Here is a 26,231-nt window from a genome sequence, read left to right as displayed (position 1 = left end):
GGTGCAATCCATCCCGCACAGCATCAATCGGCAATTTCACGCCCAACCAGCCGGGCACAAAAAAGCACCGGTGCCCTCCAGCACCGGTGTTGTTCATCGCCTATGACTGGACGCTGGACGCTCAGCGCAGGCCCAGTTCCTTGAGCACCGCCTCGGTGGAAGCACCGATGGCATCCAGCGCGGGATTGATCCGGCCCGGCTCGTTGGCGAACTTGATCGGAATCCCCAGGTGCTTGCCACCATCCGGGTCGGTCCAGACCATCTCGCGGGCGGCAGTGTGCGGGTCGTTGAAGGCTTCGGTCAGGGTCTTGACCGGGGCCCAGCAGACGTCGATGTCATGCAGGAACAGGGTCCACTCCACCAGCGAGCGGCGCGAAAAGGTCTCCGCCAGGAATTCCTTGACCGGGTTCTGCACCGGGCCGGGCGGCTGGTGGCACAGGTGGATCAGGTCCGGGCGGCCGAGGGCACCGAGCAGGTTCTCGGCGAACTTGTGCTCCGAGCCACCAATGGCCAGCCAGCGGCCATCGCTGCACTGGTACAGGCGGTACATGGCATTGCCGCCCCAGCTGCGCTCGTGCTGGATCACCGGGTCACGGCCATTGGCAAACGGCGGGCCCACCACATTGGGCAACCAGCTCATCAGCGCGTCCTGCATCGAGATGTCGATGTAGTCGCCCTGGCCGGTTTTCTCCCGGCGCAGCAGGGCCATCAGGATGCCGCTCATGGCCATCAACGAACCGCACATGTCTGCCACCGGCATGTGCGGCATGGCCGGGGTGCCATCCGGGGCGCGGTTGAGGCTGACCACACCGGTGTCGGCCTGCATGGCCAGGTCGTGTGCGGGGCGGTTGACCTTGGGCCCGGTCTGGCCGAAGGCGCTGATCGCGCAGTACACCACGCGCGGATTGATGGCCTGACAGCTGGCGTAATCAATGCCCAGACGTTTGGCCACGCCGGGGCGGAAGGCTTCCACCACCACATCGGCCCATTCCACCAGCTTGGCGAACGCGGCCTTGCCGGCCTCGCTCTTCAAATCCAGCACGATGCAGCGTTTGCCACGGTGGGTATTGCGGAACCAGGTGGTGACGCCGGCCTGCTTCAGGCCTACCTCGCGCACCGGCTCGCCGCTGGGCGGCTCGATCTTGATCACATCGGCGCCGTGGTCGGCCATCACCATGGTCAGGTGCGGGCCGGGCAAAAACAGCGACAGGTCCAGCACGCGGACGCCTTCCAGCTTCATGCCAGCTCTCCCAGCAGGCGCACGATGGCCGCATCGTCATAGCCCAGCTCGGCCAGCAGCTCCTGGGCATCGGCATTGAGCGGCGGGCAGGCGGCGCCAGTGAGGCGCTGGCCATCCAGCTTGACCGGGTTGCACAGCACGCGCTGCGGGCCCTGCGGGTGATCAATGGTCTGCACCATGCCCACGCGCTCCACGTACGGGTTGTCCAGCGCGGCAGCCACATCCAGGATCGGCGCGACCGGGATCTTGCCGGCAAATACCTCCATCCACTGCGCGGTGGTGCGGGTGGACAGCACTTTGTCCACCAGTGGGGTCAGCTCCAGGCGCGATTCGCGGCGGGCGGCAAAGTTGGCAAAGCGTGCCTCGCCCGCCCACTCCGGCGAACCGATGCCGGCAACGAAGGTCTGCCAGAACTTCTCCAGCATGCACATCACCATAATCCAGCCATCGGCGGTGCGGTAGACCTGGCACGGCACGGTGGACGGATGCGCGCTGCGCTCCAGGCGCTCGGTGCGGTGGCCGTTGTTGAGGTACCAGGTGGCCGGGTAGCTGAGCTGGTGCAGGGCCACGTCGAACAGGCTCACGTCCACATCGCGGCCGATGCCGGTGCGCATCGCACCGACCACGCCGGCCAGCAGGGCCATGGACATGGTGGTGCCGGTCATGAAATCGACCATGGACAGGCCGAAGCGTGCCGGCGGTGCATCCGGCTCGCCGGTCAGGGCCATGAAACCGGCCTCGGCCTGCATCAGGTAGTCATAGCCCGGCCAGGCGGCACGCTCGTTGTCACGGCCATAGGCGGACAGGTGCGCACAGACGATCTTCGGGTTGATCCTGGACAGGCTGGCGTAATCCAGGCCGAGCTTTTCCGGCTGGTCACCACGCAGGTTGTTGAGCACCGCATCGGCGGTGCCGATCAGCTTTTCAAACACCTCACGGCCTTCGGCGGCCTTCAGGTCCAGGCGCAGCGAGCGCTTGTTGAGGTTGAAGGTCTGGAAGAACAGGCTGTCGCCCTGGCCCAGGAAATACGGGCCGGTGGAGCGCGACACATCGCCGCCCGGCGGCGATTCAATCTTGATCACCTCCGCGCCGAGGTCAGCCAGGTGCATCGAGCCATAGGGGCCGGCGCCGTATTGTTCCACGGCAACGATGCGCAGGCCCTTGAGCGGAAGGTCTTTCATGATTTATCCCAATACTGAAAATAAAAACGCTGCGGCAACCCGCAAGGGCCACCGCAGCGAGAGACACGCGACGGTGGCGCGGATCAGATCTTGTTGCGGGCAACCAGCTGCTTGGCAATGATGATGCGCTGCATCTCGTTGGTGCCTTCGCCGATGCACATCAGCATCGCATCGCGGTAGAAGCGCTCGATGTCATATTCCACCGAGTAGCTGTAGCCGCCGAAGATACGCATGCCTTCCTGGGCGCAGAACACGCCGGTCTCGGTGGCAAAGTACTTGGCCATGCCCGCTTCCATGTCGCAACGCTCGCCCTTGTCATAGGCATTGGCGGCGCTTTCGATCAGCAGCTTGGAGGCCTCGACCTTGGCCGCCATTTCACCCAGCTTGAGCTGGATGGCCTGGTGCTCGGCAATCGGCTTGCCGAAGGTCATGCGCTCCTGGGCGTAGCGCACCGCCAGGCGCAGCGCGCCTTCGGCGATGCCACAACCACGGGCGGCGACGTTGATGCGGCCCAGTTCCAGGCCACCGACGGCATGCAGGAAGCCTTTGCCCTCTTCGCCACCGAGCACGCAATCGGCCGGCACCTTGTAGTTTTCGAACACCAGCTCGCAGGTGTCGATGGCGCGGTAACCGGCCTTCTTCATCTTCTTGGCGACGATGAAGCCTTCGCTCTTTTCGGCGATGAACATGGTCATGCCCTTGTGGCGCGGTTGCGCTTCCGGGTCGGTCTTGGCCAGCAACAGGATCATGTCGCCATACAGCGAGTTGGTGATCCAGGTCTTGGCTCCGTTGATGACGTAATGGTCACCCTCGCGCTTGGCCACGGTGCGGATCGCCTGCAGGTCGGTGCCGGCATTGGGCTCGGTCAGGCCCAGGCCACCACGCAGCTCACCGGTGGCCATGCGCGGCAGGTACTTGCGCTTCTGCTCTTCGGTGCCGCAACGCTCGATGGCCGCAGCCATGATCAGGTGCGAGTTGAAGATGCCCGACGGCGCCATCCACACCGAAGCGACCTTGATCACGATCTTGGCGTAGATGCGCGCCGGCAGGCCGAGGCCCCCGTATTCGGGCGAGATGGTGGCACCGAACAGGCCCAGGTCCTTCATCTCCTCGACCAGCTGATGCGGGTACTTGTCTTCCTGGTCGTACTCCTGGGCAATCGGGGCAACCGACTTTTCCACCCAGTTGTCGATCGCATCGAGCAGGGTCTGCTCTTCTTCCGGGCCCCACATCAGATCCATATCGGTGCTCATCACATAGACCTCAGTAGTTGACCTTGTCTTCGACCGAGTGGCCGATCTTGGCAATCAGCATGGTGCGGGTGAAGGTGCACACCAGCTTGCCGTCCTGGTTGTAGCCATCGGTCTGCACGGTGACGATGCCGGCGCCCGGACGCGAGGCCGATTCACGCTTGGCCAGCACCTTGGATTCGCACACCAGGGTGTCGCCGACAAACAGCGGGAAGGTCATCTTGATGTCGCCCCAGCCCAGGTTGGCAATGGCCTTCTGCGACACGTCGGTCACGCTCATGCCCACCATCAGGGCCACGGTGAACGGCGAGCAGACGATGCACTTGCCGAATTCCGATTCCTTTGCGTACTCCTTGTCGAAGTGCATCGGATGGGTGTTCATGGTCAGCAGGGTGAACCAGGTGTTGTCGGTCTCGGTGATCGAACGGCCCGGGCGGTGCTCGTAGATGTCACCGACATTGAACTCTTCGTAGTGGCGACCAAAGGTCTCACGGAAACGGTTTTCAGCGATCTGCTTGACGTTCTGAACCATGGGAATTGTCCTTTTTCGTGCGGTAAGTGCTGGCTTGCAGGCGCAGCTTGGTCAAAGAGGGGCAGTGCCCCATGTTCAATGCGGGGTAAAACAGTCAGTCCTGACGCAGGCCGTGTGCCCCGAGGGCAAGCGCACGTTCGGCGGCAATTTCAATCGGGCGGTCCACCAGCTTGCCGTCCACCGCCACCGCGCCACCGCCGTTGTCGGCCATGGCCGCCACCACGCGGCGGGCATGGTCAAGCTCATTGGCGTCAGGCAGGTAACGGCTCTGGATGGTGTCCACCTGGGCCGGATGGATGGCCGCCTTGGCGGTGAAGCCCAGGGCGATCACGCGGTCGGTTTCCTCGCGCAGGCCGGCCGCGTCCTTGATGTCCAGGTACGGCACATCCATGCAGCCGACATTGGCTTCGGCAGCGATGGTGGCCAGCTGCACGCGCGGATGGAAGAAGCTCTCCCAGCCGGCGCGGCCACGCAGGGCGACGATGTAGTCGAAACCACCGAACATCAGCGCCTGCACGCGGGAACTGGCAGCGACGATGTCGCGGGCATCGAGCAGGCCTTTCGGGGTCTCGATCTGCACGATGAACTGCGTATCCATGCCTGACAGCAGGGCATCGGCGGCAGCCAGTTCAGCGGCCGATTCGACCTTGGGCAGCATCACGAACGCCGGGCGTGCCGACGAGGCCGCCAGCGCAGCCAGATCCGCACGACCCAGGTCGGTGCTGACCGGGTTCACGCGCATACCGATCTGGGTATAACCGGCCGGTACATTGGCCAGGAATTCCAACACGGCAGCGCGCGCGGTTTCCTTGTCCGCAGGTGCCACGGCATCTTCCAGGTCGATACAGACCTGGTCGGCGCCGGTGGCCACGGCCTTGGCAAAGCGCTCCGGGCGCGAGCCGGGCACGAACAGCAGGCAGCGGCGCGGGTTGCTCAGGGGCGTGCTCACGGGGCGGGCACCTGCGCGGCGAAGTGTTCGGCGATCTGGCGGCGGGTCGCATACCAGGTGCCCGGCTTGGTCGCCACGTACTGCAGGAACTTCTCGAACGCACCGATGCGGCCCGGACGGCCGATGATGCGCAGATGCAGGCCCAGCGACATCACCTTCGGGCTGTGCTCGCCTTCGGCATACAGGGTGTCGAACGAGTCGATGGCGTAGTCCAGCCAGTCCTTGGGCAGGTAGGACGGGGCCACCCACATCTTCATGTCGTTGGTGTCCAGCTGGTAGGGCACCACGATCATCGGCTGCTCGCTGCCATCCACGTCGCCCCAGAACGGGGCATCGGCCGAGTAGTCGTCCATGTGGTACAGGTAGCCCTCTTCCTGCAGCAGCCGGCGGGTGTCGGCGGTATGCAGGTAGCGCGAGAGCCAGCCGACCGGACGCTGGCCGGTGGTGCGCTCGATGCTGTCGGCCGCGTCGCGGATGAACTGGCGCTCCTGCTCCTGGTTGAAGCGGAACTGGTGGATCCAGCGGTGGCCGTGCGAGCAGACCTCGTGGCGGTTGCCACGCAGGTAGCCGGCAATCTCCGGCGCACGCTCCAGCGACACCGCCGCGGCGGTGTAGGTGCTGGTGACGTTGTACCTGTCCAGCAGCGCGGCAATCCGGGCATGGCCCTCGTTGATGCCGTAGCGGTAGTTGGACTCGTTGCCGTAGTTGCGCACCGGCTTGGACAGGGTGACGTGCAGCTCATCGACCGGCTCGGTGATCTTGTCACCCTGGCCGACGTTGTACTCGGACAGCTCCTCGACATTGACCACCACCGACAGGGCGAGGCGGGCATTGTTGGGCCAGGAATAGACGGGCTTGCTCATGGTGCGATCTCGATGGGGGGACGGGCGATGTCAGTGGTTTTCCTCACCGCCGGAGACGTTGATCGCCTCGCCGGTGATGTAGACCGCATCGTCGGAACACAAAAAGGCGGTGGCCGCAGCGGTGTCGCTGGCCAGGCCCGGACGGCCAAGCGGGATGCGTGCGGCCATGTCGGCCAGGTACTGCTCCACGCTCTTGCCCTGCTTGGCGGCGAAGTATTCGTTCTGCCACGCACCCAGGCCGGTGGTGACGTGATTGGGGCAGACCGCATTGACGTTGATGCCGTGCGCGCCCAGTTCCAGCGCGGCCACGCGGGTCAGCCCGACCAGGCCGTGCTTGGAGGAGCAGTAGGCCGCGGCATGCGGGAAGGCCGACTTGGCCGCCTGCGAGGCGATGTTGACGATGCGCCCCGAGCCCTGGGCAATCATCTGGCGGCCGGCATGCTTGATGGTCAGGAAGGCGCCGCGCAGGTTCACCCCGAGCACCGCATCCCATTCGCTGGCCTCGATATCCACCAGCGACTTCATCAGGTAACCGATGCCGGCGTTGTTGACCAGGATGTCCAGCGCACCGAAGCGGGCGACAGTGGCGGCCATCACCGCCTGCACCTGGGCCTCGTCGAGCACATCCAGCGCCATCGCCACGCACTCGCCACCGGTGGCGGCGGCCAGTTCGGCGGCGACCTGGGCCATTTCCTCGTCGGTACCGACGGCGGTGACCGGCATCTCGGCCCCACGGGCCTGGCCGATATCGGTCAGCACCACCTTGCAGCCTTCTTCCAGCAGGCGGCGGGCGATGCCCTCGCCCAGGCCACCACGGCGCCCGGCGCCGGTGATCAGCGCGACCTTGCCATTGAGTTCGGGAAAACGTGCCATTGGACGAAAGTTTCCTTGTGGCCTTAGATGGCGCTGGTGAGGATGAACAACGGGTTGTCGGCAAACTGCTGGAACTGTGCCGCGCCGGCCTGGGCGGCCGGATCGGAGAGGTCGGCGCCGAAGGCGGCCATGTCCGGCACGCGGATGATCTCGATGTACTGGTACGGCGAGGCACCCTCGCCGATCAGCAGGCCTGAAGCCTTGAGCACTTCGAACTTCTCCACCGACGGCAGGCCATTGACCACCGGCAGGTCGCTGTCACGGGCCCAGGCCTCGTACTGGGCGACGTCAACGCCAGGCTTGAGATTGAACAGCACGATGACGGTCTGCATGACTTCCTCCGGGGTTGAATACTGTGGCAAACTTTGTCCGGACAAAGTGTAGGCATGCCTTCCGGCTGCGGTCAACGTCGCAAACGGAAAATCCCCCACGGGCATGGCGCGCTTCCGTTATTCCTTGCGAGGTAAGAAAGATGAAGCGTTACTACCCGTGGTTGATGGCGTTGATGGGGATGCTGGTGCTGTTGGTCTCCAACGGCCTGACCGTGACCGGCCTGACTGCCTTTGACGAATCCCTGCTGGCCGAGTTCGGCTGGAGCCGCAGCGAGCTGAAACTGCGCGACCTGCTCACCCTGGTGCTGGCCGGCTGGATGGCCCCGTTCATCGGCGCCCTGATCGACCGGGTCGGCCCGCGCCGGCTGGTGCTGGCCGGCATTGCCCTGCTGGCGGCGCTGTATGCCGCCTATGCCCATGTGCACTCGCTGCTGCACCTGTATCTGATCCACATCGGTTTTGCCGCGGTGCTGGTCGCCGCCGGCCTGAACGTGGCGGTGATCTTTGTCTCGCAGTGGTTCCATACCAAGCGCGGCACCGCGATCGGCATTGCCCTGGTCGGCACCTCGCTGGGCGGGATGATCTTCCCCAAGCTCGGGGTCAAGCTGATGGAAACCATGGACTGGCGCGCCGCGCTGCTGTGGGAAACCGCCATTCCGGTCGCCTTCCTGCTGCTGGCACTGGTGTTCATGCGCAGCCCGAAGGCCGGCGGCATTGCGCCCTGGGGCAGCGACCGCGCCGCTGACAGCGCGGCCAGCGACCCCCAGGCGCTGCCTGCTGCCCCCACCCTGCCCGACCTGAGCTACGCCCAGGCCATGCGCACGCGCACCTTCTGGGCGCTGGCGGTGGTGGCCATGTGCACCTTCTTCTCGATCATCGCCGCCTCCTCCAACCTGTTCCTGCACATGCGCGACCTCGGCTTTGAACCGGCCCAGGCCGGCAACGGGCTGGGCGTGATGTTCGGCCTGGCGATGGTGGGCAAGTTCGGCTTTGGCCTGCTCGCCGACCTGTTCCCGCCCAAGCGCGTGTTCCTGCTCAACATCGCGCTGATGGCCGGCGGCGGCTTCCTGATGGCGACCATGGACGTGGCACTGGTCTGGTATGCGCTGATCCTGTTCGGCCTGGGCTGGGGCGGCCTGTACACGATGATCCAGCTGCTGGCGGTCAATGCCTTCGGCCTGACCTCGGCCGGCAAGATCCTCGGCACCATCACCCTGCTTGATGCCACCACCGCCGGGCTGGGGGTCTGGCTGGCAGCCAAGATCTCGGACGTGACCGGCAGCTACGCCCCGGCCTTCCAGCTGATCTGCGGCCTGCTCGTACTCGCCCTGCTGGTGGCCACCCTGGTGCGCAACGAACGCGCCAGCTCCGTCCAATCCGCCTGACCCCTGCTGCACAAGGAGAATCCCGATGCCTGTGATGGAAACCTCCAGCCTGACCGCCCGCCAATACTGGGAGCAGGTCAAGGCCAACCCCAACCGCGCCAAGTTCGGCTTCGGCAAGCGCCCGGCCATCGTCAACATCGACGTGCAGCGCGCCTACACCGACCTGGACGCGTTCAAGACCGCCTACGAGACCGACCCGCGCCAGATCGAGCACATCAATGCGCTCTCGGCGCTGGTGCGTGAGCTGGGGGGCCCGGTGGTGTGGACCTATGTGGCCTACCTGGAATCGGGCATCGATGCCGGCACCTGGGGCACCCGCACCAATACCCCGGACTCGCTGCAGAACATCAAGCACGGCTCCGAGCGCGCCCAGTTCGACCCGCGTGCCGACATCCACGCCAGCGACATCGTCATGCACAAGCGCATGGCCAGCCCGTTCTTCGAGACCAACCTGTGGTCGCTGCTGACCTTCGCCCAGGTGGACACGCTGATCATCACCGGCGGCTCGACCTCCGGCTGCGTGCGCGCCTGCGTGATCGACAGCCTGTCGCGCGGCTACCGCTCCATCGTTCCGGAAGAGTGTGTGGCCGACAAGCACGAGATCCCGCACTTCGCCAACCTGGCCGACATCATGCTCAAGTACGGCGATGTCGAACCGGTGGATTACGTGGCCGCCCAGCTCAAGGCCCTGCGCGCATGAGCACCTCTGCCCCCAAGGCCGACCCGGGCCTGTACGGCTACCTGCCCTGGGACAGCCGGCCGAAGATCACCTGGCCGGGCAATGCCCGGGTGGCGCTGTGGATCGCCCCCAACATCGAGTTCTACGAATACGCCCCGCCGGCCAACCCGCACCGCAAGGCTTGGCCGCGGCCGCTGCCGGACATCCTCGGCTACGGCACGCGTGACTACGGCAACCGCGTCGGCCACCAGCGCATGATGCGGGTGCTGGACCAGTACGGCCTGCGTGGCTCGGTCTCGCTGTCCACCGCGCTGCTGCAGCACCATCCGGAGGTGATCGCGATGGCCGCCGAGCGCAACTGGGAATTCTTCAGCCACGGCATCTACAACACCCGCTACACCTACGGCCTGGACGAGGCGCAGGAGCGGGAAATGATCCAGATGTCGATGGAGCTGATCAAAACCCACACCGGCCAGCACTGCGATGGCTACCTGGCCCCGGCGCTGTCGCATTCGCCGGCCACCATCGACCTGTTCGCCGAATGCGGTGGCAACTACACCTGCGACCTGTTCCATGACGACCAGCCGACCCCGGTGATCACCCGCTCGGGCAAGAAGTTCGTCTCGGTGCCGTATTCGCTGGAGCTCAACGACACCATCGTCTACGTCACCAACAAGATCGAGCCGCGCCGCTACGGGCAGATGATCAAGGACGCCTTCGACCGCCTGTATGCCGAAGGCGAGCATTCCGGCACCGTGCTGTGCGTGCCGCTGCACGCCTACCAGGTCAGCCATCCGCACCGGCTGGCCGCCTTCCAGGACGCGATGGACTACATCTGCAGCCATGACGGGGTGTGGAAGGCCACCGGCCGCGAGATCGCCCAGCACTATCTGGACAACCACTACGACCAGGCCATCGCCGCCATGGCCGCGGTCAACCAGGAGGAAGGCGCATGAGCCTGGACCCGAGCTTCCTTGCCTACCCGAAGATGCGCCACGGCATGGACCACGAGCGCTATGCCTGGTCGATGCTGGCCCAGCGCGCGCCGGTGCAGTGGCCCGGCGGCAAACCACTGGCGCTGTGGATCAACCTGTCGCTGGAGCACTTCCCGCTCAACCCGAAGGGCGAAGGCTTCAAGCCGCACGGCTCGATGGTGATGCCGTATCCGGACCTGCGCCACTACACCCTGCGCGACTACGGCAACCGGGTCGGCGTGTTCCGCGTGCTTGATGCGCTGAAGGCCAACGGCCTGCAGGCCAGCCTGGCCATCAACGGCGAACTGGCCCAGCGTTACCCGGCGCTGCTGCGCCGCCTGGGCGCCACCGGCTTCGAGTTCCTGGCCCATGGCTGGAACATGGACAGCGTCCACTACGGCGGGCTGGACCCGGCCCGTGAGGCCGGCTTTATTGCCGACACCCTCGCCGCGCTGGCTCCCTACGCGCCGGCGCCGATCACCGGCTGGCTCTCGCCGGCGCGCTCGCAGTCGGAAAACACCCCCGAGCTGCTGGCCGCCGCCGGGCTGGAATGGTTCGGCGACTGGGTCAACGACGAGCTGCCCTACCCGTTTGCCACCGCCAACGGCCCGCTGACCAGCCTGCCGCTGTCGCTGGAGCTGGAAGATCGCTTCATCGTCGGCGAAAATCTGCACGCTGAGAGCGAATATGCCGACCAGATCATCGATGCCTGTGATTTCCTGCTGGAAGAAGCCCAGCGCACCGGTGCCGGCCGCCTGCTCGCCCTCAGCATCCACCCCTGGGTGATGGGCCAGCCGCACCGGATCAAGCACCTGGAACGGGTGCTGGCATACTTGTCAGCACGCGCCGGGCTGATCTGGAACGCAGCCCCCTCGCAGATCATCGCCGCCGCGCGCTGATCCGCCCCCAAGGCAACCGCCGCACCGCTGGTGCGGCACCACCCAACGAGCACCGCACCGCATGAACACTGAAGCCAGCAATGCCCTGCCGCCGCGCGAAGCGATGGAATTTGATGTCGTGATTGTCGGTGGCGGCCCCGCCGGCCTGGCCACCGCCATCCGCCTGCGCCAGCTGGCCGTGGAAAAGGGCAGCGAACTCAGTGTCTGCGTACTGGAAAAGGGCTCCGAGCCGGGCGCCCACATCCTGTCCGGCGCGATCATGGACCCGAAGGCGCTGACCGAGCTGTTCCCGGACTGGCAGGCCATGGGCGCCCCGCTGAAGCAGGCGGTCACCCAGGATGAATTCCTGTTCCTGAGCGAAACCGCTGCCAAGGCCACCCCGCAGGCGCTGCTGCCGGAGTGTTTCCACAACCACGGCAACTACATCGTTTCCCTGGGCGAAGTCACCCGCTGGCTGGCCCAGCAGGCCGAAGCGCTGGAAGTGGCGATCTTCCCGGGCTTTGCCGCCGCCGAAGTGCTGTATGACGAGGCTGGCGCGGTGATGGGCGTGGCCACCGGCGACATGGGCATCCAGAAAGACGGCACCCCGGGCCCGAACTTCGAGCGCGGCATGGAGCTGCACGCCAGGTACACCGTGTTTGCCGAAGGCTCGCGCGGCCACCTCGGCCGCCAGCTGATTGCACGCTTCAAGCTCGACGAAGGCAAGGATCCGCAGTCCTACGGCATCGGCATCAAGGAGCTGTGGCAGGCCGACCCGGCCACCCACCAGCCGGGCCTGGTGGTGCACGCGGCCGGCTGGCCGCTGGACAGCGATACCTACGGCGGCTCGTTCCTGTACCACGCCGAGGGCGGCAAGATCGCCGTCGGCTTCGTGGTCGGCCTGGACTACAAGAACCCGTGGCTGAGCCCGTTCGAGGAGTTCCAGCGCTTCAAGACCCACCCGGCGATTGCCAAGCATCTGCAGGGCGGCAAGCGCATCGCCTACGGTGCGCGTGCGATCACCGCCGGTGGCATCCTGTCCCTGCCCAGGACCGTGTTCCCGGGCGGTGCGCTGGTCGGCTGCGAGGCCGGCTACCTCAATGCCAGCCGGATCAAGGGCAGCCATGCGGCGATCAAGACCGGCATGCTCGCCGCCGAGGCTGCCTTCGAGGCACTGGCCGCCGGCCGTTCGCGCGATGAACTCAGCGCCTACCCGGAAGCCTTCGAGAAGAGCTGGCTGCACGCCGAGCTGCTGCAGGCCAAGAACTTCAAGCAGTGGTTCAAGAAGGGCCGCACCATCGCCACCGTGATGACCGGGATCGAGCAGTGGCTGCTGCCCAAGCTGGGCATCCGCAACGCACCGTGGACCATCCACCGCACCCAGCCTGACCATGCCTGCCTGGAGCCGGCGGCCCAGCATCAGAGGATCACCTATCCCAAGCCGGACGGTGTGCTCACCTTCGACCGCCTGAGCTCGGTGTTCCTGTCCTCGACCAACCACGACGAGCACCAACCTTCGCACTTGACCCTGAAGGACGCCTCGATCCCGGTGTCGGTCAACCTGGCCACCTATGGTGGCCCGGAAGCGCGTTACTGCCCGGCCGGGGTGTATGAATTCGTCGGCGAAGGCAGCGATACCCGGCTGCAGATCAACGCCCAGAACTGCGTGCACTGCAAAACCTGCGACATCAAGGACCCGACCCAGAACATCGTCTGGGTTACCCCGCAGGGCGGTGGTGGTCCAAACTATCCGGCGATGTAACCCGGCCATTATTTTTCGCTGTACGAATCCGTAGGAGTCACGATGAGCATTGCCAGCCCCGGTGCGCGCTTTCGCGTAGCGCTCAAGGAAGAAAGCCCGCTGCAGATCCCGGGCACGATCAACGCCAACCATGCGCTGTTGGCCAAGCGTGCCGGTTTCCGCGCCATCTACCTGTCCGGTGGCGGTGTCGCCGCCGGTTCCCTGGGCCTGCCGGACCTGGGTATCCTGACCATGGATGACGTGCTCACCGACATCCGCCGCATCACCGATGTCTGCGACCTGCCGCTGATCTCGGACATCGACACCGGCTTTGGCCCATCGGCGTTCAACATCGGCCGCACCATCAAGTCGCTGATCAAGGCCGGCGCCGCCGGCTGCCACATCGAAGACCAGGTCGGTGCCAAGCGTTGCGGCCACCGCCCGAACAAGGAAGTGGTCTCGGTCGGTGAAATGGCCGACCGCGTCAAGGCCGCTGCCGATGCCAAGACCGACCCGGACTTCTTCCTGATTGCCCGTACCGACGCCATCGCCGTGCACGGCGTGGACGCGGCCATCGAACGTGCCATCGCCTGCGTCGAGGCCGGTGCCGATGCGATCTTCGCCGAGGCCTCCTACGACCTGGAGACCTACCAGCGCTTCCGTGACGCAATCCAGGTGCCGCTGCTGGCCAACCTGACCGAGTTCGGCCAGACCCCGCTGTTCTCCACCGAGGAACTGGCGTCGGTCGGCGTGGACATGTGCATCTACCCGCTGTCGGCGTTCCGCGCGATGAACAAGGCCGCCGAGGCGGTGTTCACCGCGATCCGCCGCGACGGCCACCAGCGCAACGTGGTGGACATCATGCAGACCCGGATGGAGCTGTATGACCGTATCGGCTACCACGACTACGAAGCCCGTCTGGACAGCGTGTTCGCCGCGGCCAAGAAGTAAGCCGCTGCGACACCCTGCCGCATTGGCCTGCCCGGGCCAGCGCGGGACAATGACGGCGGCCGCACCAGCGGTCGCCGTTTTCCTTTGCGACCTGCCTGCCATGACCCGCACCCGACCTGCCCGCTCCCTCGCCTGTGCCCTGCTGCTAGCCACCACGCTGGGCGCATGCAACCGCAGCCACGAACCGGAGGATCCGGAACAGCGCGCCCAGCGCCTGGCCTTCGAGGTCTGTGCCTACTGCCACACCAGCAGCCCGGGGGGCATCCACAAGGTCGGGCCCAACCTGTACGGCGCGTTCGGCCGCCAGGCTGCCAGTGCACCCGGCTATGACTATTCCACCGCACTGCGCGAATCGGATCTGGTCTGGGACGAAGCCACGCTGGATGCCTTCCTGCGCAGCCCACAGACCGTGGTGCCCGACAGCAAGATGGTCAACGCCACCGTGGACCCGGCCCGGCGCGCCGCCGTGATCGCCTACCTCAAGCAGCACGCGCCAGATAGCAGCGCACGCTGAGCATCCACGCGTCGCTGCCGCCTGCATGCACAGGCCCGCAGACGGATGCGCAAGGGACCACCGGCGGTCATCCGCGGATCCATGCTGTGGGCGGCCTTGAGTGTGCCCCGGCGCTCGTCCTCGGCAATGAGCTGGAAGCCGGATCTCACCGTCGGCGGCAGCCGGCGCTCCCTGTCATTGACCGGCACGCCAGTTCCCACCGGGTCATACAGCGCCACCGCCTGGGCAATGCTGCCCGGTGCCTGCAATGGCGACAGGATGCAGGTCGCAGCAATGACCGGGTGGTTGCCATCACGCTGGCAACCCGTGCCATCGGGGGCATGGATATCCCGCGCATGCCCCAGCCGGGTGAAACCGGCCCGTCTGTTCGGCCCCGTGGCTGAAGCCATCGCCAGGCCGCCCGGCACCGCATGGATGCTGCAGTGCACTGATACCTTGCAGCTTTAGTTGCCCCGGTCTTCCTGCTATTGATTGTCCGTACAAATCACGGCACCCGGCCGTGAGCTGGCGGAGACTCGGCGATGCAGGCAGTGCGTTGGACGATGTTGGCAAGCCCCGGCCCGGACTGCGGCCAACGCCGCAGCACCGCGGCGGCGGATTGCCTGTCGCCCACGCAGCGGCAGCGCTGCCCGGAGCACGGGAACCGCCCTTGTCCTGTCCTGGCGCGGCAGGTCTGCCGCGGTGGCCTGCGGAGTGATCGATGAGCCTGCAGTTTTCCCGTTACACCCTCTTCTGCCGTGACCTGGAAGCCTCATTGCGCTTCTACCGCGACACCTTGGGCCTGGTCATCGTCGAGCAGAAAACCCTGTCCGGGCCGATGGCCGGCGGCCTGCTGCAGTTGCCGGCCTGCACGATGCGCATCGCCCTGCTCGCCGCCGACCACGATGGCCCGGTCATCGTCGGCCTGTTCGAGATCAGCGACACGCCGCTGCAGCAGCTGCAGCCGCCACTCGGGCAGCCGGCACACGGGCAGAGCGCGCTGGTGCTGGCCACCGACAACTTCGATGCGCTGCATGGCGCCCTGGTACAGGGCGGCTACCGCTTCCTGACCCCGCCGCTGGCCTATCCAAAGATGCAGGCCAGCGAGCGCTCACCGGCCGGGCTGTACCGCGAAATGATCGTCTACGACCCGGACAACATCCCGGTCAGCCTGATGCAGATCGACCCCTTGCCCAACCCTGTTGCACAGCCCGGAGCCAGCGTATGAGTGGTGTTGCCCGTTCGATCACCGGCACGATTGCCTACACCTCCAACCAGGCCCATCGCCTGGGTGCAGAGCGCGGCCGCGAGAGTTTCCGCCTGGACATCCACCGCGATGGCTCGCGCGTGCTGGCCGCGCATTGCGAGATCGACGATGCACCGGCGGTGGTGCGCGATGTCAACCTGCGCGTGGATGTGGACAACCTGCCGCGCGAGTGTTTCGTACGCATCGCCGTCGGTGGCCAGTTCCGTGGCTCGGGCTGGTTCGCCTTCACCCCGGGCGAGGCGACATGCGAGGCCAGCACCAGCATCGAGGGCCGGGTCAGCCAGCGCTATGCACTGGACACGCCGCTGCGCGCGTTCGGCAACCACGCCATCATCAACGACGGCTATGCGATGTCGCTGTATGACCTGAGCCAGGGCCCGGGCAAGCAGACCTTCTTCATGCTGCTGTCCTCACCCGACCACCGTGGCGCCACCGGGCCGATGCTGTTCCCGGTACAGCTGGCCATCGAGTATGTCGGCGAGCAGGACATCACGGTGCAGGCCGGCACTTTCCGCGCGCGCCATTTCCGCATCCTTGATGTCGGCATGCCCGAGGAACACCCCGATTACGACCTCTGGGTCACCGCCGATGAGCATTACATCCTGCTGCGCGCCACGGTTACCGGCTACATGCAGACTGCCTACGAGCTGAGCAGCTACCAGGTGGTGGAGCACGCGCCATGCTGATCAGCGTGCTGCTGGTGGCCCACATCGCCGTGCTCGGTTACTGGCTCGGCTCGGAGCTGGTGATCAACAGCACCTACCGCTATGTGGCCTATGGCCGACACATCCCGTTTGCCGAGCGCAACCGGCTGATGGAACACGTGATGCACGTGGACCAGCACGTGCGCTATGCGCTGGTGCTGCAGGCCGGGCTGGGCTTCGGCCTGGCCACGCTGTACGGGATGATCCCCGGTGGCGAGCCGCTGGCCTGGGCCATCGGCGGCGTGTGCGTGCTGTGGCTGGGCTTTGTCGAGGCGGTGCACCGCCTGCGCCACAGCGCCGTGGGCAGGACTCTGGGCACGATCGACCGCGGTTCGCGCTATGTGCTGATGGCCGCGCTGCTGGCGCTGGCCTTCGGCATGTTCGGTGGTGCATGGGAGCTGCCGCTGTGGCTGCGGCTGAAGATCGGCCTGTTCGCCGGGGTGATGGCGTCCGGGGTCGGCATCCGCCTGGCCCTGATCAGCCACTTCCGCACCTGGGCGGTGATGGCCACCGAAGGCCCGAACGACACCACCAACGCGATCATCGAACGCACCTATGTGCGCGCCACCGCGGTGCTGGTGGGGCTGTGGCTGTTCATCGCCGCGATCGTGGTGGTCAGCGTGGTCAAGCCGGCATGAGTCCGCAATCAACCCTGCTGCAGGCGCTGGCGGCACGGCTTGGACCGACGGCAGTGCTTACCGATGTGCCGACCCTGCAGCGCGCCGCCAGCGACCTGTACGCCAGCGGCCCGCTGCCGCTGGCAGTGGTGCGCCCGGCCGACCCGGCGCAGGTGCAGCAGCTGGTGGCCGAGGCCAGCGGCCATGACGTGGCGCTGGTGCCGCGTGGTGGTGGGCTGAGCTACACCGGCGGCTACACCGGCAGCCAGCAACCGTTCCTGCTGGTGGACCTGTCCGCGCTGGACCGGATCGAACACATCGATGCCGATGACATGTACGTCATCGTCCAGGCCGGGGTGAGCTGGAAGCAGCTGTACGACGCGCTGGCCCCGCTGGGCCTGCGCACGCCGTATTTCGGCACCTTTTCCGGCGCCGGGGCGAGCATCGGCGGTGGCCTGAGCCACGGCGCGCTGTTCTTTGGCAGCGCCCGTTACGGCAGCGCCGCCGACAACGTGCTGGCGCTGGAACTGGTCACTGCCGACGGCCAGTGGCTGCGCACCGGGCAGTGGGCCTGGCGCGAGCCGGCGCTGCCGGTATTCCGCGGCTACGGCCCGGACCCGACCGACCTGTTCCTGCACGATGGCGGCGCGTTCGGGATCAAGACCCGCGCGGCGCTGCGACTGATCCGCACCCCGGCGCACAGCGCCGGTGCCAGCTTCGCCTTTGCCGGCTTCGAAGCGGCCGGCAAGGCCTTGTCGGCGATCGCCCGCGAGGGCCTGGCCGAGGAGACCTATGTGCTCGACCCGGGCGCGATGGCGATGAACCTGGAACGCGAGCGCACGCTGCGTGCGGCCTGGACGGCGCTGCGCCAGGTCACCCGGGCCAGCCCGGGGCTGGCCGGCAAGGCGCGGGCGCTGGCCTCGCTGGCGGCCGGTGGCCGTACCCCGGTGCCGGCCAATGCCTTCAGCCTGCACCTGGTCGCCGCCGGCAACAGCACGGCCGCGGTAGAGCACGACCTGGGCCGGGCGCGGGCACTGGCCCGCCAGCACGGCGGGGTGGCGATCGCCCCGAGCGTGCCGCGGATCGCTCGGGCCAACCCGTTCCCCGGGCTGGACGCGGTGCTCGGTGCCAGTGGCGCACGCTGGGCGGCGCTGAACTGCAAGCTGGCCCACTCCCAGGCCGCGGCCCTGATCACCGCCCACCAGGCACTGGTGGCCCGGCATGCCCAGGCCCTGCACGAACACGGCGTGCGCGTGACCTGGCTGTGCTCGGCGCTGTTCAACCACAGCTTCAGTTTCGAGGCGGTGTTCCACTGGCATGACCAGTGGCAGCCGACCCACGCCCCCCACCTGTCACCGCAGGCGCGTGCCCGGCTGCAGGAACCGGCCGCCAACCCGCAGGCACGGGCGCTGGTGGCCACCCTGCGTGAGGAAACCTGTGCGCTGTTCGTGCAGATGGGCGCGGCCTCCAACCAGATCGGCCGCACCTACCCCTACCTGGACAACCTGGCACCGCCGGCGCGCCAGCTGCTGCAGACCCTGAAACAGCAGCTGGATCCGGCGCGGCGGATGAACCCGGGGGTGCTCGGCCTGTAATACCGGGCGTAGTCGCGTTGCTGTCCCGCCGCCACGCAAGGGGGATCGGATGAACAAGCCGCTGATCGCCGCCTGGGTGAGCGCCGTGATCGGCCTGGGCGTGATGCCGCTGCTGATGTACTGCAGCCAGACACTGATGGATGGATGAGCCATGCCCTGATCACCTTGGGCGCGACCCTGTTGCTTGCCAGCGTCGTGCTGTCGGAGCGTGGCGCAAATCGCCCAACATCGTGCGCAGGATCAGCGCCTGGGTGATGTGCGCCTTCCTGTTGCTGACCAGCGTGTTTTTCGCCGGCTTCCTGATCCTGCGCCTGCTCGGCTGATCCTCCCGGCCGGACACCACGCAGGTCACGGCGGGTCTGCGACAACCGGTCACTGGTCAGCAGGCGCGCAGAACCTGCACCCTGCACCCTGAAATCCTGTCGTTGTTGCCTGTGTTCACCGCCTCCCGCCCACGCTGCCTGTACCCACCCCTGCCCGCCTTCTGGCTGTGGCTGGCGATGGCCGCTGGGCTGCTGATGGCCATTGCCCCGGTGGTGAGCTACGGCCTGCAGGCGCTGGCACAGGGCCATGCCGATCACTCAGCGCACACTGGGACGCATCCGCTATCCGGCGCTCACGAAACCGGGCAGGTGCACACGCCAACAACACAGGCATCGGCCCACGCCAGCCACGCTGTCGACCACGGTCATCACCCGGTCGCGTCACCCGCAACCGCCCACACTGACGGCCATCCGGCCGGGCACGGCCTGGCCACCATCGCTGCCGACCCCACTGCCGACGCGGCGGCCAGCAACCCGCATGCCGAGCATGGTGCGGCCTGTGATTACTGCCTGATCGCCGCCCGCGCCCTGGGAGTGCTGCTGGCCCTGCTCTGGCTGCTGCCCGCCCCGCGCGGCAGCGGCACGGCCCCTTCCTCACCGCCCGCGGTCATTGCCGGCCGCCTGGCCTGGCCGGCGCATGCTGCACGCGGCCCGCCGTTGATCGCCTGAATCCACCTGCCTGCAACGCCGCTGAACGTGCCCCTGCACGCCGGCGTTGCCCTGCCCTGATCAACGGAAACTTTTCGCATGACCCTGACCTTCCGGGCGCTGCCGCTGCGCGCGCCGCTGTGCCTTGCCCTGTCCGCCATCCTCAGCCCGGCGTTTGCCCAGCACGCCGGCCATCCGGCCACCAGCGCCGATACCTTCGACCGCATCACCGTCACCGCCCGTGCGCCGAGCTCGGCGCTGACCTGGCAGACCGATCCGCGCCTGCCGCGGCAGCCGGTGCCGGCCAGCGACGGTGCCGATTACCTGAAAACCGTTCCCGGCTTTGCCGCCGTGCGCAATGGCGGCACCAATGGCGACCCGGTGCTGCGCGGCATGTTCGGCTCGCGTCTGGGCATCCTGAGCAATGACGGGGTGATGGTCGGCGCCTGCCCCTCGCGCATGGACAACCCGCTGTCCTACATCAGCCCGGAAAACTACGATGCGCTGACCGTGATCAAGGGCCCGCAGAGCGTGCAGTGGGGCCCGGGCAACAGTGCCGGCACCGTGCGCTTCGAGCGCGATGTGCCGCGCTTCGAAACCCCCGGCCGCCAGCTCAGCGCCAGCGCCCTGGGCGGCAGCCACAACCGCAACGACCAGGTGCTCGATGCCACCGTCGGCAGCCGCACCGGCTATGTGCGGCTGGGCGGCAACCGCTCCGAGGCCGGCGACTACCGCGACGGCAATGGCCGCCGCGTGCCCAGCGCCTGGTTGAAGTGGAATGCCGAGGCCGCCATCGGCTGGACCCCGGATGCGGACACCGTGCTCGAGCTCAATGCCGGCCGTGGTGATGCCCGTGCCCGCTATGCCGGCCGCGGCATGGACGGCAGCGCGTTCGAGCGTGACAGCCTCGGCCTCCGCTTCGAGCGCAGCAACCTGCCCGGGGCGTGGGACACGCTCCAGGCCAGCGCCTACCTCAACCGCGCCGACCACGTGATGGACAACTACACCCTGCGCGAGCCCAACCCGGCCAGCAGCATGCCGATGCCGATGGGTTCCAACCCCGACCGCCGCACTGCCGGTGGCCGCCTGGCCGCCAGCTGGCAGTGGAACGCGGTGGAGCTGGTGGCCGGTGTCGACCACCAGGACAGCAAGCACCGCCGGCGCAGCGCGATGGGGCGTGACGCCTGGCGTGCCCAGCCGCGCGTGGCCGATGCCCTGCTGCGCAACAGCGGCGTGTTCGCCGAGCTCACCACCGGCCACAACACCGCCAGCCGTTGGGTCAGCGGCCTGCGCATCGACCAGGCCAGCGCACGTGACCTGCGCAGCGCGATCAACGGCCACGGCGGCATGTCGCGGCCCAACCCCACTGCCGACCTCAAGCGCGAGGAAACCCTGGGCAGCGGCTTCATCCGCCACGAGCGCGACCTGACCAATGGCCTGAGCGCCTATGCCGGCCTGGGCCATGCCAGCCGCATGCCCGATTACTGGGAGCTGTTCTCGGCCAACATGGGCCCGATGGGCACGCCCAATGCGTTTGCTGCGATCAGCCCCGAGCGCACCACCCAGCTGGATGCCGGCCTGCACTGGCGCGGGCAGCGGCTGCAGGGCTGGGTCTCGGCCTATGCCGGGCAGGTGAACGACTACATCCGCTTTGAGTACCTGCCCGGCGGGATGACCCGCGCCAGCAACATCGATGCGCGCATTGCCGGGGCCGAGGCCGGGCTGGAATGGCAGCCGCGCACCGACCTGCGCCTGGGCAGCAGCCTGGCCTATGCCTGGGGCGAACAGCGCGCCGACGACCGCCCGCTGGCACAGATGCCGCCGCTGGAGGCACGCCTGAGTGCCGACTGGCAGGGCCAGCGCGTCAACGCCGGCGCGCTGCTGCGTGTGGTCGGTGCGCAGAACCGGGTCAACCCCGGGCTGGGCAACGTGACCAGCCGCGACATCGGCCCCAGCGCCGGTTTTGCGGTGTTCTCGCTCAATGCCGGCTACCGCATCAACGACCACCTGCAGCTGAGCGCCGGTATCGACAACCTGTTCGACCGCGCCTACAGCGAGCACCTGAACCTGGCCGGCAGCGCCGATTTCGGCTACCCGGCCGACCCGGTGCGGATCAACGAACCTGGCCGCAATGCCTGGCTCAAGCTGAGCTTCCAGCACTGAGCCACGTCCCCGGCCCTGCCCGCGCAGGGCCGGGGATTTCGTGGCATCGTCAGGCCCTGTCCACGGCACAGGGTTACCCGATGGAAATGACGTTGTCCCACGCCCAGGCCCAGATGCGCGCCGGCTATGGCAGTGGCTGGACCGGCATCGCCGCCTCGGCGCTGGCCTGGGCCGTGGCTGCCGCGGTGGCCTGGTACGGCAGCGCGCTGCAGGCGATCTGGGCGCTGCTGGTTGGCGGCATGCTGATTTTCCCGGTCAGCCTGCTGCTGTGCCGGCTGCTGCGCCTGCCCGGCACCCACCCCAAGGGCAACCCACTGGGCCAACTGGCCGGCGCCAGCACGTTCTGGTTGATCTTCAACCTGCCCGTGGCCTGGCTGCTGGGGCAGCAACAGCCCGCCTGGTTCTTTGCCGCGATGCTGCTGGTGATCGGCGGCCGCTACCTGGTGTTTGCCACCCTGTATGGCCTGCGCCTGTACTGGGTGCTGGGCCTGGCCCTGGCCGCGGCAGGTTTCGGGCTGGCCGCAGCGGCCGCATCGGCCGGTGTGATTGCCGCCGCCGGCGCGGTGATCGAGGCCGGGTTTGCCGTGGCCTGCGCCATCGGCCATCGGCGCCGGGCACGGATACCGGCGGCCACACCCGGCAATCAATGAACACAGGTGCGGCCCACCCTTTATCGGCGGGGCCACAACTGGCAAGCTACCGCCCCGCCTCAATGCGTGAGGCTGATCGAGTGCACCATGTCCGACGCTGTCCCGTTTGAGCTTGGCCCCCTGTCCATCGCTGCCGGCCCGACCCGTCGTGGCCGTACGGAGCTGCGGGTGTCGGCCTTCGGCCAGGAGCTGGGCCACATCATCACCACCCAGGCCCCCGAGCTGGACGCCCTGCTGGCCTCGGAAAGCGACGCGCAGGCGCTGTTTGCGCTGTTCCGCGACCACTGCGCACCGCTGCTGCGCCAGCGCGCCCAGCACTGCCCGGGCAGCACCGAGGCCCTGTGCATCCGCCTGACCCATCCCTGCGACAACCCGCAGTGCGATGCCGTGCATGAGCTGCTGTGCATGAACACGGCCCTCGGCCTGCTCGCCCAGGCCGCCCCGGCAACCGCCAGCGACGGCATCCCGTTCACCCTGGTCGACGAGCACGGCCAGCCACAGGCCGCCGCGCAGCACTTGGGCCAGGCCGATACCGAGCGCCTGCTGCTGGAACACACCGCCCCGGCACTGGTGGAAATGGCCAGCTTCTTCAGCCCGGCCAGCCTGCATACCGATCTCGCACGCTGGGAACCGCCAACCCCGGCCGACCAGGACATCATCAGCTACTTCGGCTTCTTCAGCGGCCTGCCCGATGCGCTGTACGGCATCTACCAGTACATCAACCCGCTGCTGCTGGGCATCTGGATGGACCGCATCGATGCCGGCATCCACAGCCACGAACACGCCGCCCGCGCCGCCGCGCAGCAGGCCTGGTTCCAGCTGCTGGCCCGGCTGCACATCCTGCCCGAAGGCCACCTGGCCAGCGCCACGGCTGCCGACAGCCCGGCACTGGGCCTGCTCACCCCGGCCACCGGCGGCAGCCGCCGGCTGCACTAAAAGCCCGGGCCGGCCACGTCCGGCCGGCCTCAGCAGCAGGCAATCACAGGCTGCGGCTTGGCCTGCCACCGGCTGAGCGGCACCGCGGCTGGCAACAGGCTGCAAGGGCGCGATCACGTTGCACCGCCTCAACTAATGCAGCGTGTAGGTTCCCGAAGCAGCCAAGCCGAGAACAAAAAACCGCGCGAGGCGGTTTTTGACATTGCGCAACGATGGCCTGAAGGGTGGCTGCCAAGGATGGCAGACCACCATTGTGATCCTGCGTCATCGCTTGAACGTCTGGCCTTGCCTCGTGGGTGAGAAATGGTTTCGAGCAGCATGCTGCGAGCTTGCGAGCGCCAGCCCGCATAAGACTGGCTGGCCGGAATGATAGCTCGTAAAAATTACCACAAAGCCGAATACACGAATGCAGCCGCTACCATTTGTAGGGTTGAAGAAAAAGCGTCAGCAGGATTGAAAATGAAGAGCCACGTGCCGTGAAGCTATCGCTTCACAATGTCCTCCTGCCAGGAGTTGATGGGCGAATCCATACAAAAATTGTTGCAGCATGATTAGCCCGTTTCCAAGGCAAGATGTGGCCGCGGAATCTAATTTGTGGGAGAACTTCCGCCGGTGCATTGGAGAGGAATGGTGAACTCCCATCTCTTGCACTTTCCGAAGCGGCTACGACCGTCGCAAAACCTTTGTATCTCTCCGTTTAGCTCGGCACCCGTGAAGCCCCATGCAGAGCACTGCTGAGTGGCGGCAGACTGGGCAGCTTGATGATCGGTTGGAAGTAGTTCTTGCTCTTTGCTCACAAAACTCAATGTGACCATTGCTTCTGAGCGAATGGCTCCTTTGAGTGTCCAGTTATTCTTGGACTTGGCGGAAGCTATGCAGACAAAAATGCTTGTGAGTAGGAATGCAATAAGGATCGTCTTCTTCATGATGCCTCTTGGTTGTGACGTAACACTTTGGGTTAAGCCGCGCCGCGAAGCGACGTCGGATTGGATGAGTAAAAAGGAGACTTCCCGCTCTGGCGGCCAGGCCGCCGGCATCAAGTGCCATGATTGAGTTGGACCACAATCAGATTGAGGGGAAGTCTCCAATGGCTGATTCAACCACAAAAACGGTCGGCGTGGATCTGGCAAAGCAGGTCTTTGCCATCTGCGAAACCAACCACAGCGGGCAGGTCATCCGGCGGCAGGAACTGCGCCGTGATGCCTTCTCCCATTACCTCTCCCAACGGCCGCCGGCCAGCGTCGTGGCCATGGAAGCCTGCAGTGGTGCCCATCACTGGGCACGGTTGTGCCAGCGTCACGGGCTGATACCAAAGCTCATCGCCGCGCAGTTCGTCACCCCATTCCGCAAGAGCGCGCGCAACAAAAACGACCGCAACGATGCCGAAGCGATTGCTACCGCCGCACGCCAGGGCAACATGCGCTTTGTTGCGGTCAAGGATGTCGACCAGCAGGCACGCCTGTGTTCGCATCGCGTGCGCGAGGGCTACAAGGTGGAAAGCCTGGCCATCGCCAATCGACTGCGCGGGTTGCTTGCCGAATTTGGCCTGGCCATTGCCCGAAGCGATAGCGCGCTGCAGCGGGCAGTGGCCGATGACCAGCTCCGCACCCAGCTGCCGGACACGTTGCTGCCCTTGCTCGATGACCTGTACGCACACTGGCAGCAGGTGAAACAGCGGATTTCTGCGATCGATCGCCGGGTTGTCGCACATGCCAAGGCGGATGAGCGCAGCGTACGCGCCCAGCAACTGGTTGGCGTAGGCCCACTAACGGCCGATGCGCTGGTGGCCAGTATCGGCAACGGGCATGAGTTCGCAAACGGCCGTCAGCTGGCGGCATGGCTTGGTTTGACGCCCACGCAGCACTCCAGTGGTGGCAAGGCCGCGTCTGGGCGGCATCAGCTGCCGGGGCGACAACTATCTACGCACGCTGCTGATACAGGGCGCACGAAGTTGTCTGCAGCAAGCCAAGCTGGCCAATCCGCAAACCGCCACTGCCGAGCAGATATGGATCACGTCGCTGGCAAGCCGATTGCCCTTTGGCAAAGTACTGGTCGCCATCGCCAACAAACATGCCCGCCAGCTGTGGGCGATGCTGCGACGAGGCGAGGACTACGACAGTGAGGCCTGGCTGCATCATCCGATGGTGCAGCGGTCACCCCAAAAGGCCATCTCAGCCTGAGTTTTATCCGTACCACCCGTTCCACCCGTTCCACCCGTTCCACCGCAGTGGATTCAATGCCGACAGCGACACAGGTAACAAGCGGTCAGACCGCCCCGAAGAGAGCCTGACTAACAAGTTGGCGCCATTGCATGCGAAGGCTGATCCCCTTGCATGGGCGAAACCGTTGGATGAGCGAGGCCTGGGCGTGCGTTTTTACCCTGGTCCGGTTTGGATTAATCAAACCCACAAGACCGTTTATGACCAACGGAAATCCCCGTGGGACGGAAATGCAGTCTGGCAATGCTTTGAACCTGTCGCGTCGATTGAATCAACTGCAGCAAAAACCCGGCAGACGCAAAGCCTGACAGCGAAAGGCAAAGTCAGCGTGCTGCCGGAGTTGACGGGAAGCTCCTTACGGAGTTGTTAGGGGGCGCCACGGCTAATCGAAGCACATTCCAGCCACAACCACCCCCGCCTTGACCTCGTTGTAGCAACCGTAAATATCGTGCGTGTCGGCCTGGCAAGTGCCGCTGGCCTTGGACCCAATGGTGGCGTCCGGCGCGGCCTTACACATCCCCTGACACTCTGCCCCGTCTTTGCACTCCCTGCCACCGTCCGCGTACGGAACGACGCAGGCAGGTGTAGCGAACATACCAATACCCTGAACCTTGCCGCCGCGGTCTTTGCACTGCGACGCATCAACGTTGGGATGCGAAGCGCACGAAGTGCATGCTACGACGATTGAAAGAAGGGTCAGATGGTAGCGCCCCAACATAGCCCCCTAACACCTGAGTTAAGCCGCGCCGCGAAGCGGCGTCGGCTTGGATGATCGAATGGACTCCCCG

Annotated in this window: 24 protein-coding genes and 1 pseudogene; 16 read left to right on the top strand and 9 right to left on the bottom strand. The window is 66.3% G+C overall.

The genetic code is table 11. The features are described 5' to 3' along the window. Positions 1-121: 121 nt before the first annotated feature. The 8 genes from ABB25_RS11940 to ABB25_RS11905 all read right to left on the bottom strand — a co-directional run bounded on the left by ABB25_RS11940 (position 122) and on the right by ABB25_RS11905 (position 7,220). Complete coding sequence (locus tag ABB25_RS11940; protein WP_057667116.1) at positions 122-1,240, bottom strand: CaiB/BaiF CoA transferase family protein; 1,119 nt, start codon at positions 1,238-1,240, stop codon at positions 122-124. Next, entirely contained in the window at positions 1,237-2,421 is a 1,185-nt protein-coding gene (locus ABB25_RS11935; RefSeq protein WP_057667114.1) for a CaiB/BaiF CoA transferase family protein, read from the bottom strand. Before ABB25_RS11935 ends, ABB25_RS11940 begins: the two co-directional genes overlap by 4 nt. 83 nt (positions 2,422-2,504) lie before the next feature. Next, entirely contained in the window at positions 2,505-3,674 is a 1,170-nt protein-coding gene (locus ABB25_RS11930; RefSeq protein WP_211259325.1) for an acyl-CoA dehydrogenase family protein, read from the bottom strand. A gap of 10 nt (positions 3,675-3,684) precedes the next feature. Further along, a complete protein-coding gene (locus ABB25_RS11925; protein ID WP_057667112.1) occupies positions 3,685-4,203 on the bottom strand; it encodes a MaoC family dehydratase in 519 nt (172 codons plus the stop codon). Positions 4,204-4,297: 94 nt separating this feature from the next. Continuing rightward, complete coding sequence (locus ABB25_RS11920) at positions 4,298-5,152, bottom strand: HpcH/HpaI aldolase/citrate lyase family protein (protein WP_057667110.1); 855 nt, start codon at positions 5,150-5,152, stop codon at positions 4,298-4,300. Then, entirely contained in the window at positions 5,149-6,015 is an 867-nt protein-coding gene (locus ABB25_RS11915) for a polysaccharide deacetylase family protein (RefSeq protein ID WP_057667109.1), read from the bottom strand. Before ABB25_RS11915 ends, ABB25_RS11920 begins: the two co-directional genes overlap by 4 nt. A 30-nt stretch (positions 6,016-6,045) precedes the next feature. Then, the gene (locus ABB25_RS11910; protein WP_057667106.1) at positions 6,046-6,888 is read right to left on the bottom strand and encodes an SDR family NAD(P)-dependent oxidoreductase; all 843 of its coding nucleotides are present in this window, start codon (positions 6,886-6,888) and stop codon (positions 6,046-6,048) included. A gap of 23 nt (positions 6,889-6,911) precedes the next feature. Further along, positions 6,912-7,220 carry an REDY-like protein HapK gene (locus ABB25_RS11905; RefSeq protein WP_057667104.1) on the bottom strand — a complete coding sequence of 103 codons (309 nt, stop codon included), beginning with the start codon at positions 7,218-7,220 and terminating at the stop codon, positions 6,912-6,914. Between the two features lie 140 nt (positions 7,221-7,360). Here ABB25_RS11905 and ABB25_RS11900 point away from each other — a divergent pair, with 140 nt between their 5' ends. The 15 genes from ABB25_RS11900 to ABB25_RS11830 all read left to right on the top strand — a co-directional run bounded on the left by ABB25_RS11900 (position 7,361) and on the right by ABB25_RS11830 (position 23,224). Further along, positions 7,361-8,605 (top strand): MFS transporter, encoded by a 1,245-nt coding sequence (locus ABB25_RS11900; RefSeq protein WP_057667101.1) that lies wholly within the window; start codon positions 7,361-7,363, stop codon positions 8,603-8,605. 25 nt (positions 8,606-8,630) lie between these two features. After that, a complete protein-coding gene (locus tag ABB25_RS11895; RefSeq protein ID WP_211259324.1) occupies positions 8,631-9,305 on the top strand; it encodes an isochorismatase family protein in 675 nt (224 codons plus the stop codon). Next, positions 9,302-10,240 carry a polysaccharide deacetylase family protein gene (locus ABB25_RS11890; RefSeq protein ID WP_057667097.1) on the top strand — a complete coding sequence of 313 codons (939 nt, stop codon included), beginning with the start codon at positions 9,302-9,304 and terminating at the stop codon, positions 10,238-10,240. Before ABB25_RS11895 ends, ABB25_RS11890 begins: the two co-directional genes overlap by 4 nt. Further along, entirely contained in the window at positions 10,237-11,157 is a 921-nt protein-coding gene (locus ABB25_RS11885; protein WP_057667096.1) for a polysaccharide deacetylase family protein, read from the top strand. The genes ABB25_RS11890 and ABB25_RS11885 overlap by 4 nt, the downstream gene beginning before the upstream one ends. A gap of 61 nt (positions 11,158-11,218) precedes the next feature. Continuing rightward, entirely contained in the window at positions 11,219-12,898 is a 1,680-nt protein-coding gene (locus ABB25_RS11880; RefSeq protein ID WP_057667094.1) for an electron transfer flavoprotein-ubiquinone oxidoreductase, read from the top strand. Between the two features lie 42 nt (positions 12,899-12,940). Next, positions 12,941-13,828 carry a methylisocitrate lyase gene (gene prpB, locus ABB25_RS11875; protein ID WP_057667093.1) on the top strand — a complete coding sequence of 296 codons (888 nt, stop codon included), beginning with the start codon at positions 12,941-12,943 and terminating at the stop codon, positions 13,826-13,828. Positions 13,829-13,928: 100 nt separating this feature from the next. Beyond that, positions 13,929-14,342 carry a c-type cytochrome gene (locus tag ABB25_RS11870; RefSeq protein WP_057667090.1) on the top strand — a complete coding sequence of 138 codons (414 nt, stop codon included), beginning with the start codon at positions 13,929-13,931 and terminating at the stop codon, positions 14,340-14,342. Between the two features lie 700 nt (positions 14,343-15,042). Then, positions 15,043-15,549: a VOC family protein gene (locus ABB25_RS11865; RefSeq protein ID WP_057667088.1), complete on the top strand. Its 507-nt coding sequence runs from the start codon at positions 15,043-15,045 to the stop codon at positions 15,547-15,549. Further along, positions 15,546-16,274 (top strand): DUF3108 domain-containing protein, encoded by a 729-nt coding sequence (locus ABB25_RS11860; RefSeq protein ID WP_057667086.1) that lies wholly within the window; start codon positions 15,546-15,548, stop codon positions 16,272-16,274. Before ABB25_RS11865 ends, ABB25_RS11860 begins: the two co-directional genes overlap by 4 nt. Beyond that, positions 16,268-16,930, top strand: a complete 663-nt coding sequence (locus ABB25_RS14780) for a hypothetical protein (protein ID WP_057667083.1) — start codon at positions 16,268-16,270, stop codon at positions 16,928-16,930. The genes ABB25_RS11860 and ABB25_RS14780 overlap by 7 nt, the downstream gene beginning before the upstream one ends. After that, positions 16,927-18,504 carry an FAD-binding oxidoreductase gene (locus ABB25_RS11850; RefSeq protein WP_057667081.1) on the top strand — a complete coding sequence of 526 codons (1,578 nt, stop codon included), beginning with the start codon at positions 16,927-16,929 and terminating at the stop codon, positions 18,502-18,504. The genes ABB25_RS14780 and ABB25_RS11850 overlap by 4 nt, the downstream gene beginning before the upstream one ends. A 434-nt stretch (positions 18,505-18,938) precedes the next feature. Next, entirely contained in the window at positions 18,939-19,496 is a 558-nt protein-coding gene (locus ABB25_RS11845; protein ID WP_057667078.1) for a DUF2946 family protein, read from the top strand. 78 nt (positions 19,497-19,574) lie between these two features. Beyond that, positions 19,575-21,638 carry a TonB-dependent copper receptor gene (locus ABB25_RS11840; RefSeq protein ID WP_057667076.1) on the top strand — a complete coding sequence of 688 codons (2,064 nt, stop codon included), beginning with the start codon at positions 19,575-19,577 and terminating at the stop codon, positions 21,636-21,638. An 86-nt stretch (positions 21,639-21,724) separates the two neighbouring features. Next, on the top strand, positions 21,725-22,288 hold the full coding sequence (locus tag ABB25_RS11835; RefSeq protein ID WP_211259323.1) for a DUF7010 family protein: 564 nt from the start codon (positions 21,725-21,727) through the stop codon (positions 22,286-22,288). An 87-nt stretch (positions 22,289-22,375) separates the two neighbouring features. Then, positions 22,376-23,224, top strand: coding sequence for a hypothetical protein (locus ABB25_RS11830; protein ID WP_152981206.1), 849 nt, complete (start codon positions 22,376-22,378; stop codon positions 23,222-23,224). A gap of 587 nt (positions 23,225-23,811) precedes the next feature. Here ABB25_RS11830 and yecR read toward each other — a convergent pair. Continuing rightward, entirely contained in the window at positions 23,812-24,150 is a 339-nt protein-coding gene (gene yecR, locus ABB25_RS14595; protein ID WP_160319438.1) for a YecR family lipoprotein, read from the bottom strand. A gap of 161 nt (positions 24,151-24,311) precedes the next feature. On the opposite strand from yecR, the pseudogene ABB25_RS11820 reads away from it, so the two are divergent. After that, positions 24,312-25,404: pseudogene (locus tag ABB25_RS11820) on the top strand (IS110 family RNA-guided transposase). Positions 25,405-26,231: the final 827 nt, after the last annotated feature.

This window comes from Stenotrophomonas koreensis (assembly GCF_001431525.1).
In the GTDB taxonomy this organism is placed as follows: Bacteria; Pseudomonadota; Gammaproteobacteria; order Xanthomonadales; family Xanthomonadaceae; genus Stenotrophomonas; species Stenotrophomonas koreensis.
The sequence above is the reverse complement of the archived record's forward strand: the minus strand, read 5'-3'. Positions and strand labels throughout refer to the sequence as shown.

Excerpts from the sequence above, each read along its gene's own strand:
- ABB25_RS11940 (WP_057667116.1), bottom strand. The coding sequence starts at position 1,240 with ATGAAGCTGGAAGGCGTCCGCGTGCTGGACCTGTCGCTGTTTTTGCCC.
- ABB25_RS11935 (WP_057667114.1), bottom strand. The coding sequence starts at position 2,421 with ATGAAAGACCTTCCGCTCAAGGGCCTGCGCATCGTTGCCGTGGAACAA.
- ABB25_RS11930 (WP_211259325.1), bottom strand. The coding sequence starts at position 3,674 with ATGAGCACCGATATGGATCTGATGTGGGGCCCGGAAGAAGAGCAGACC.
- ABB25_RS11925 (WP_057667112.1), bottom strand. The coding sequence starts at position 4,203 with ATGGTTCAGAACGTCAAGCAGATCGCTGAAAACCGTTTCCGTGAGACC.
- ABB25_RS11915 (WP_057667109.1), bottom strand. The coding sequence starts at position 6,015 with ATGAGCAAGCCCGTCTATTCCTGGCCCAACAATGCCCGCCTCGCCCTG.
- ABB25_RS11910 (WP_057667106.1), bottom strand. The coding sequence starts at position 6,888 with ATGGCACGTTTTCCCGAACTCAATGGCAAGGTCGCGCTGATCACCGGC.
- ABB25_RS11905 (WP_057667104.1), bottom strand. The coding sequence starts at position 7,220 with ATGCAGACCGTCATCGTGCTGTTCAATCTCAAGCCTGGCGTTGACGTC.
- ABB25_RS11900 (WP_057667101.1), top strand. The coding sequence starts at position 7,361 with ATGAAGCGTTACTACCCGTGGTTGATGGCGTTGATGGGGATGCTGGTG.
- ABB25_RS11895 (WP_211259324.1), top strand. The coding sequence starts at position 8,631 with ATGCCTGTGATGGAAACCTCCAGCCTGACCGCCCGCCAATACTGGGAG.
- ABB25_RS11890 (WP_057667097.1), top strand. The coding sequence starts at position 9,302 with ATGAGCACCTCTGCCCCCAAGGCCGACCCGGGCCTGTACGGCTACCTG.
- ABB25_RS11885 (WP_057667096.1), top strand. The coding sequence starts at position 10,237 with ATGAGCCTGGACCCGAGCTTCCTTGCCTACCCGAAGATGCGCCACGGC.
- ABB25_RS11880 (WP_057667094.1), top strand. The coding sequence starts at position 11,219 with ATGAACACTGAAGCCAGCAATGCCCTGCCGCCGCGCGAAGCGATGGAA.
- prpB (WP_057667093.1), top strand. The coding sequence starts at position 12,941 with ATGAGCATTGCCAGCCCCGGTGCGCGCTTTCGCGTAGCGCTCAAGGAA.
- ABB25_RS11870 (WP_057667090.1), top strand. The coding sequence starts at position 13,929 with ATGACCCGCACCCGACCTGCCCGCTCCCTCGCCTGTGCCCTGCTGCTA.
- ABB25_RS11865 (WP_057667088.1), top strand. The coding sequence starts at position 15,043 with ATGAGCCTGCAGTTTTCCCGTTACACCCTCTTCTGCCGTGACCTGGAA.
- ABB25_RS11860 (WP_057667086.1), top strand. The coding sequence starts at position 15,546 with ATGAGTGGTGTTGCCCGTTCGATCACCGGCACGATTGCCTACACCTCC.
- ABB25_RS14780 (WP_057667083.1), top strand. The coding sequence starts at position 16,268 with ATGCTGATCAGCGTGCTGCTGGTGGCCCACATCGCCGTGCTCGGTTAC.
- ABB25_RS11850 (WP_057667081.1), top strand. The coding sequence starts at position 16,927 with ATGAGTCCGCAATCAACCCTGCTGCAGGCGCTGGCGGCACGGCTTGGA.
- ABB25_RS11840 (WP_057667076.1), top strand. The coding sequence starts at position 19,575 with ATGACCCTGACCTTCCGGGCGCTGCCGCTGCGCGCGCCGCTGTGCCTT.
- ABB25_RS11835 (WP_211259323.1), top strand. The coding sequence starts at position 21,725 with ATGACGTTGTCCCACGCCCAGGCCCAGATGCGCGCCGGCTATGGCAGT.
- ABB25_RS11830 (WP_152981206.1), top strand. The coding sequence starts at position 22,376 with ATGTCCGACGCTGTCCCGTTTGAGCTTGGCCCCCTGTCCATCGCTGCC.
- yecR (WP_160319438.1), bottom strand. The coding sequence starts at position 24,150 with ATGAAGAAGACGATCCTTATTGCATTCCTACTCACAAGCATTTTTGTC.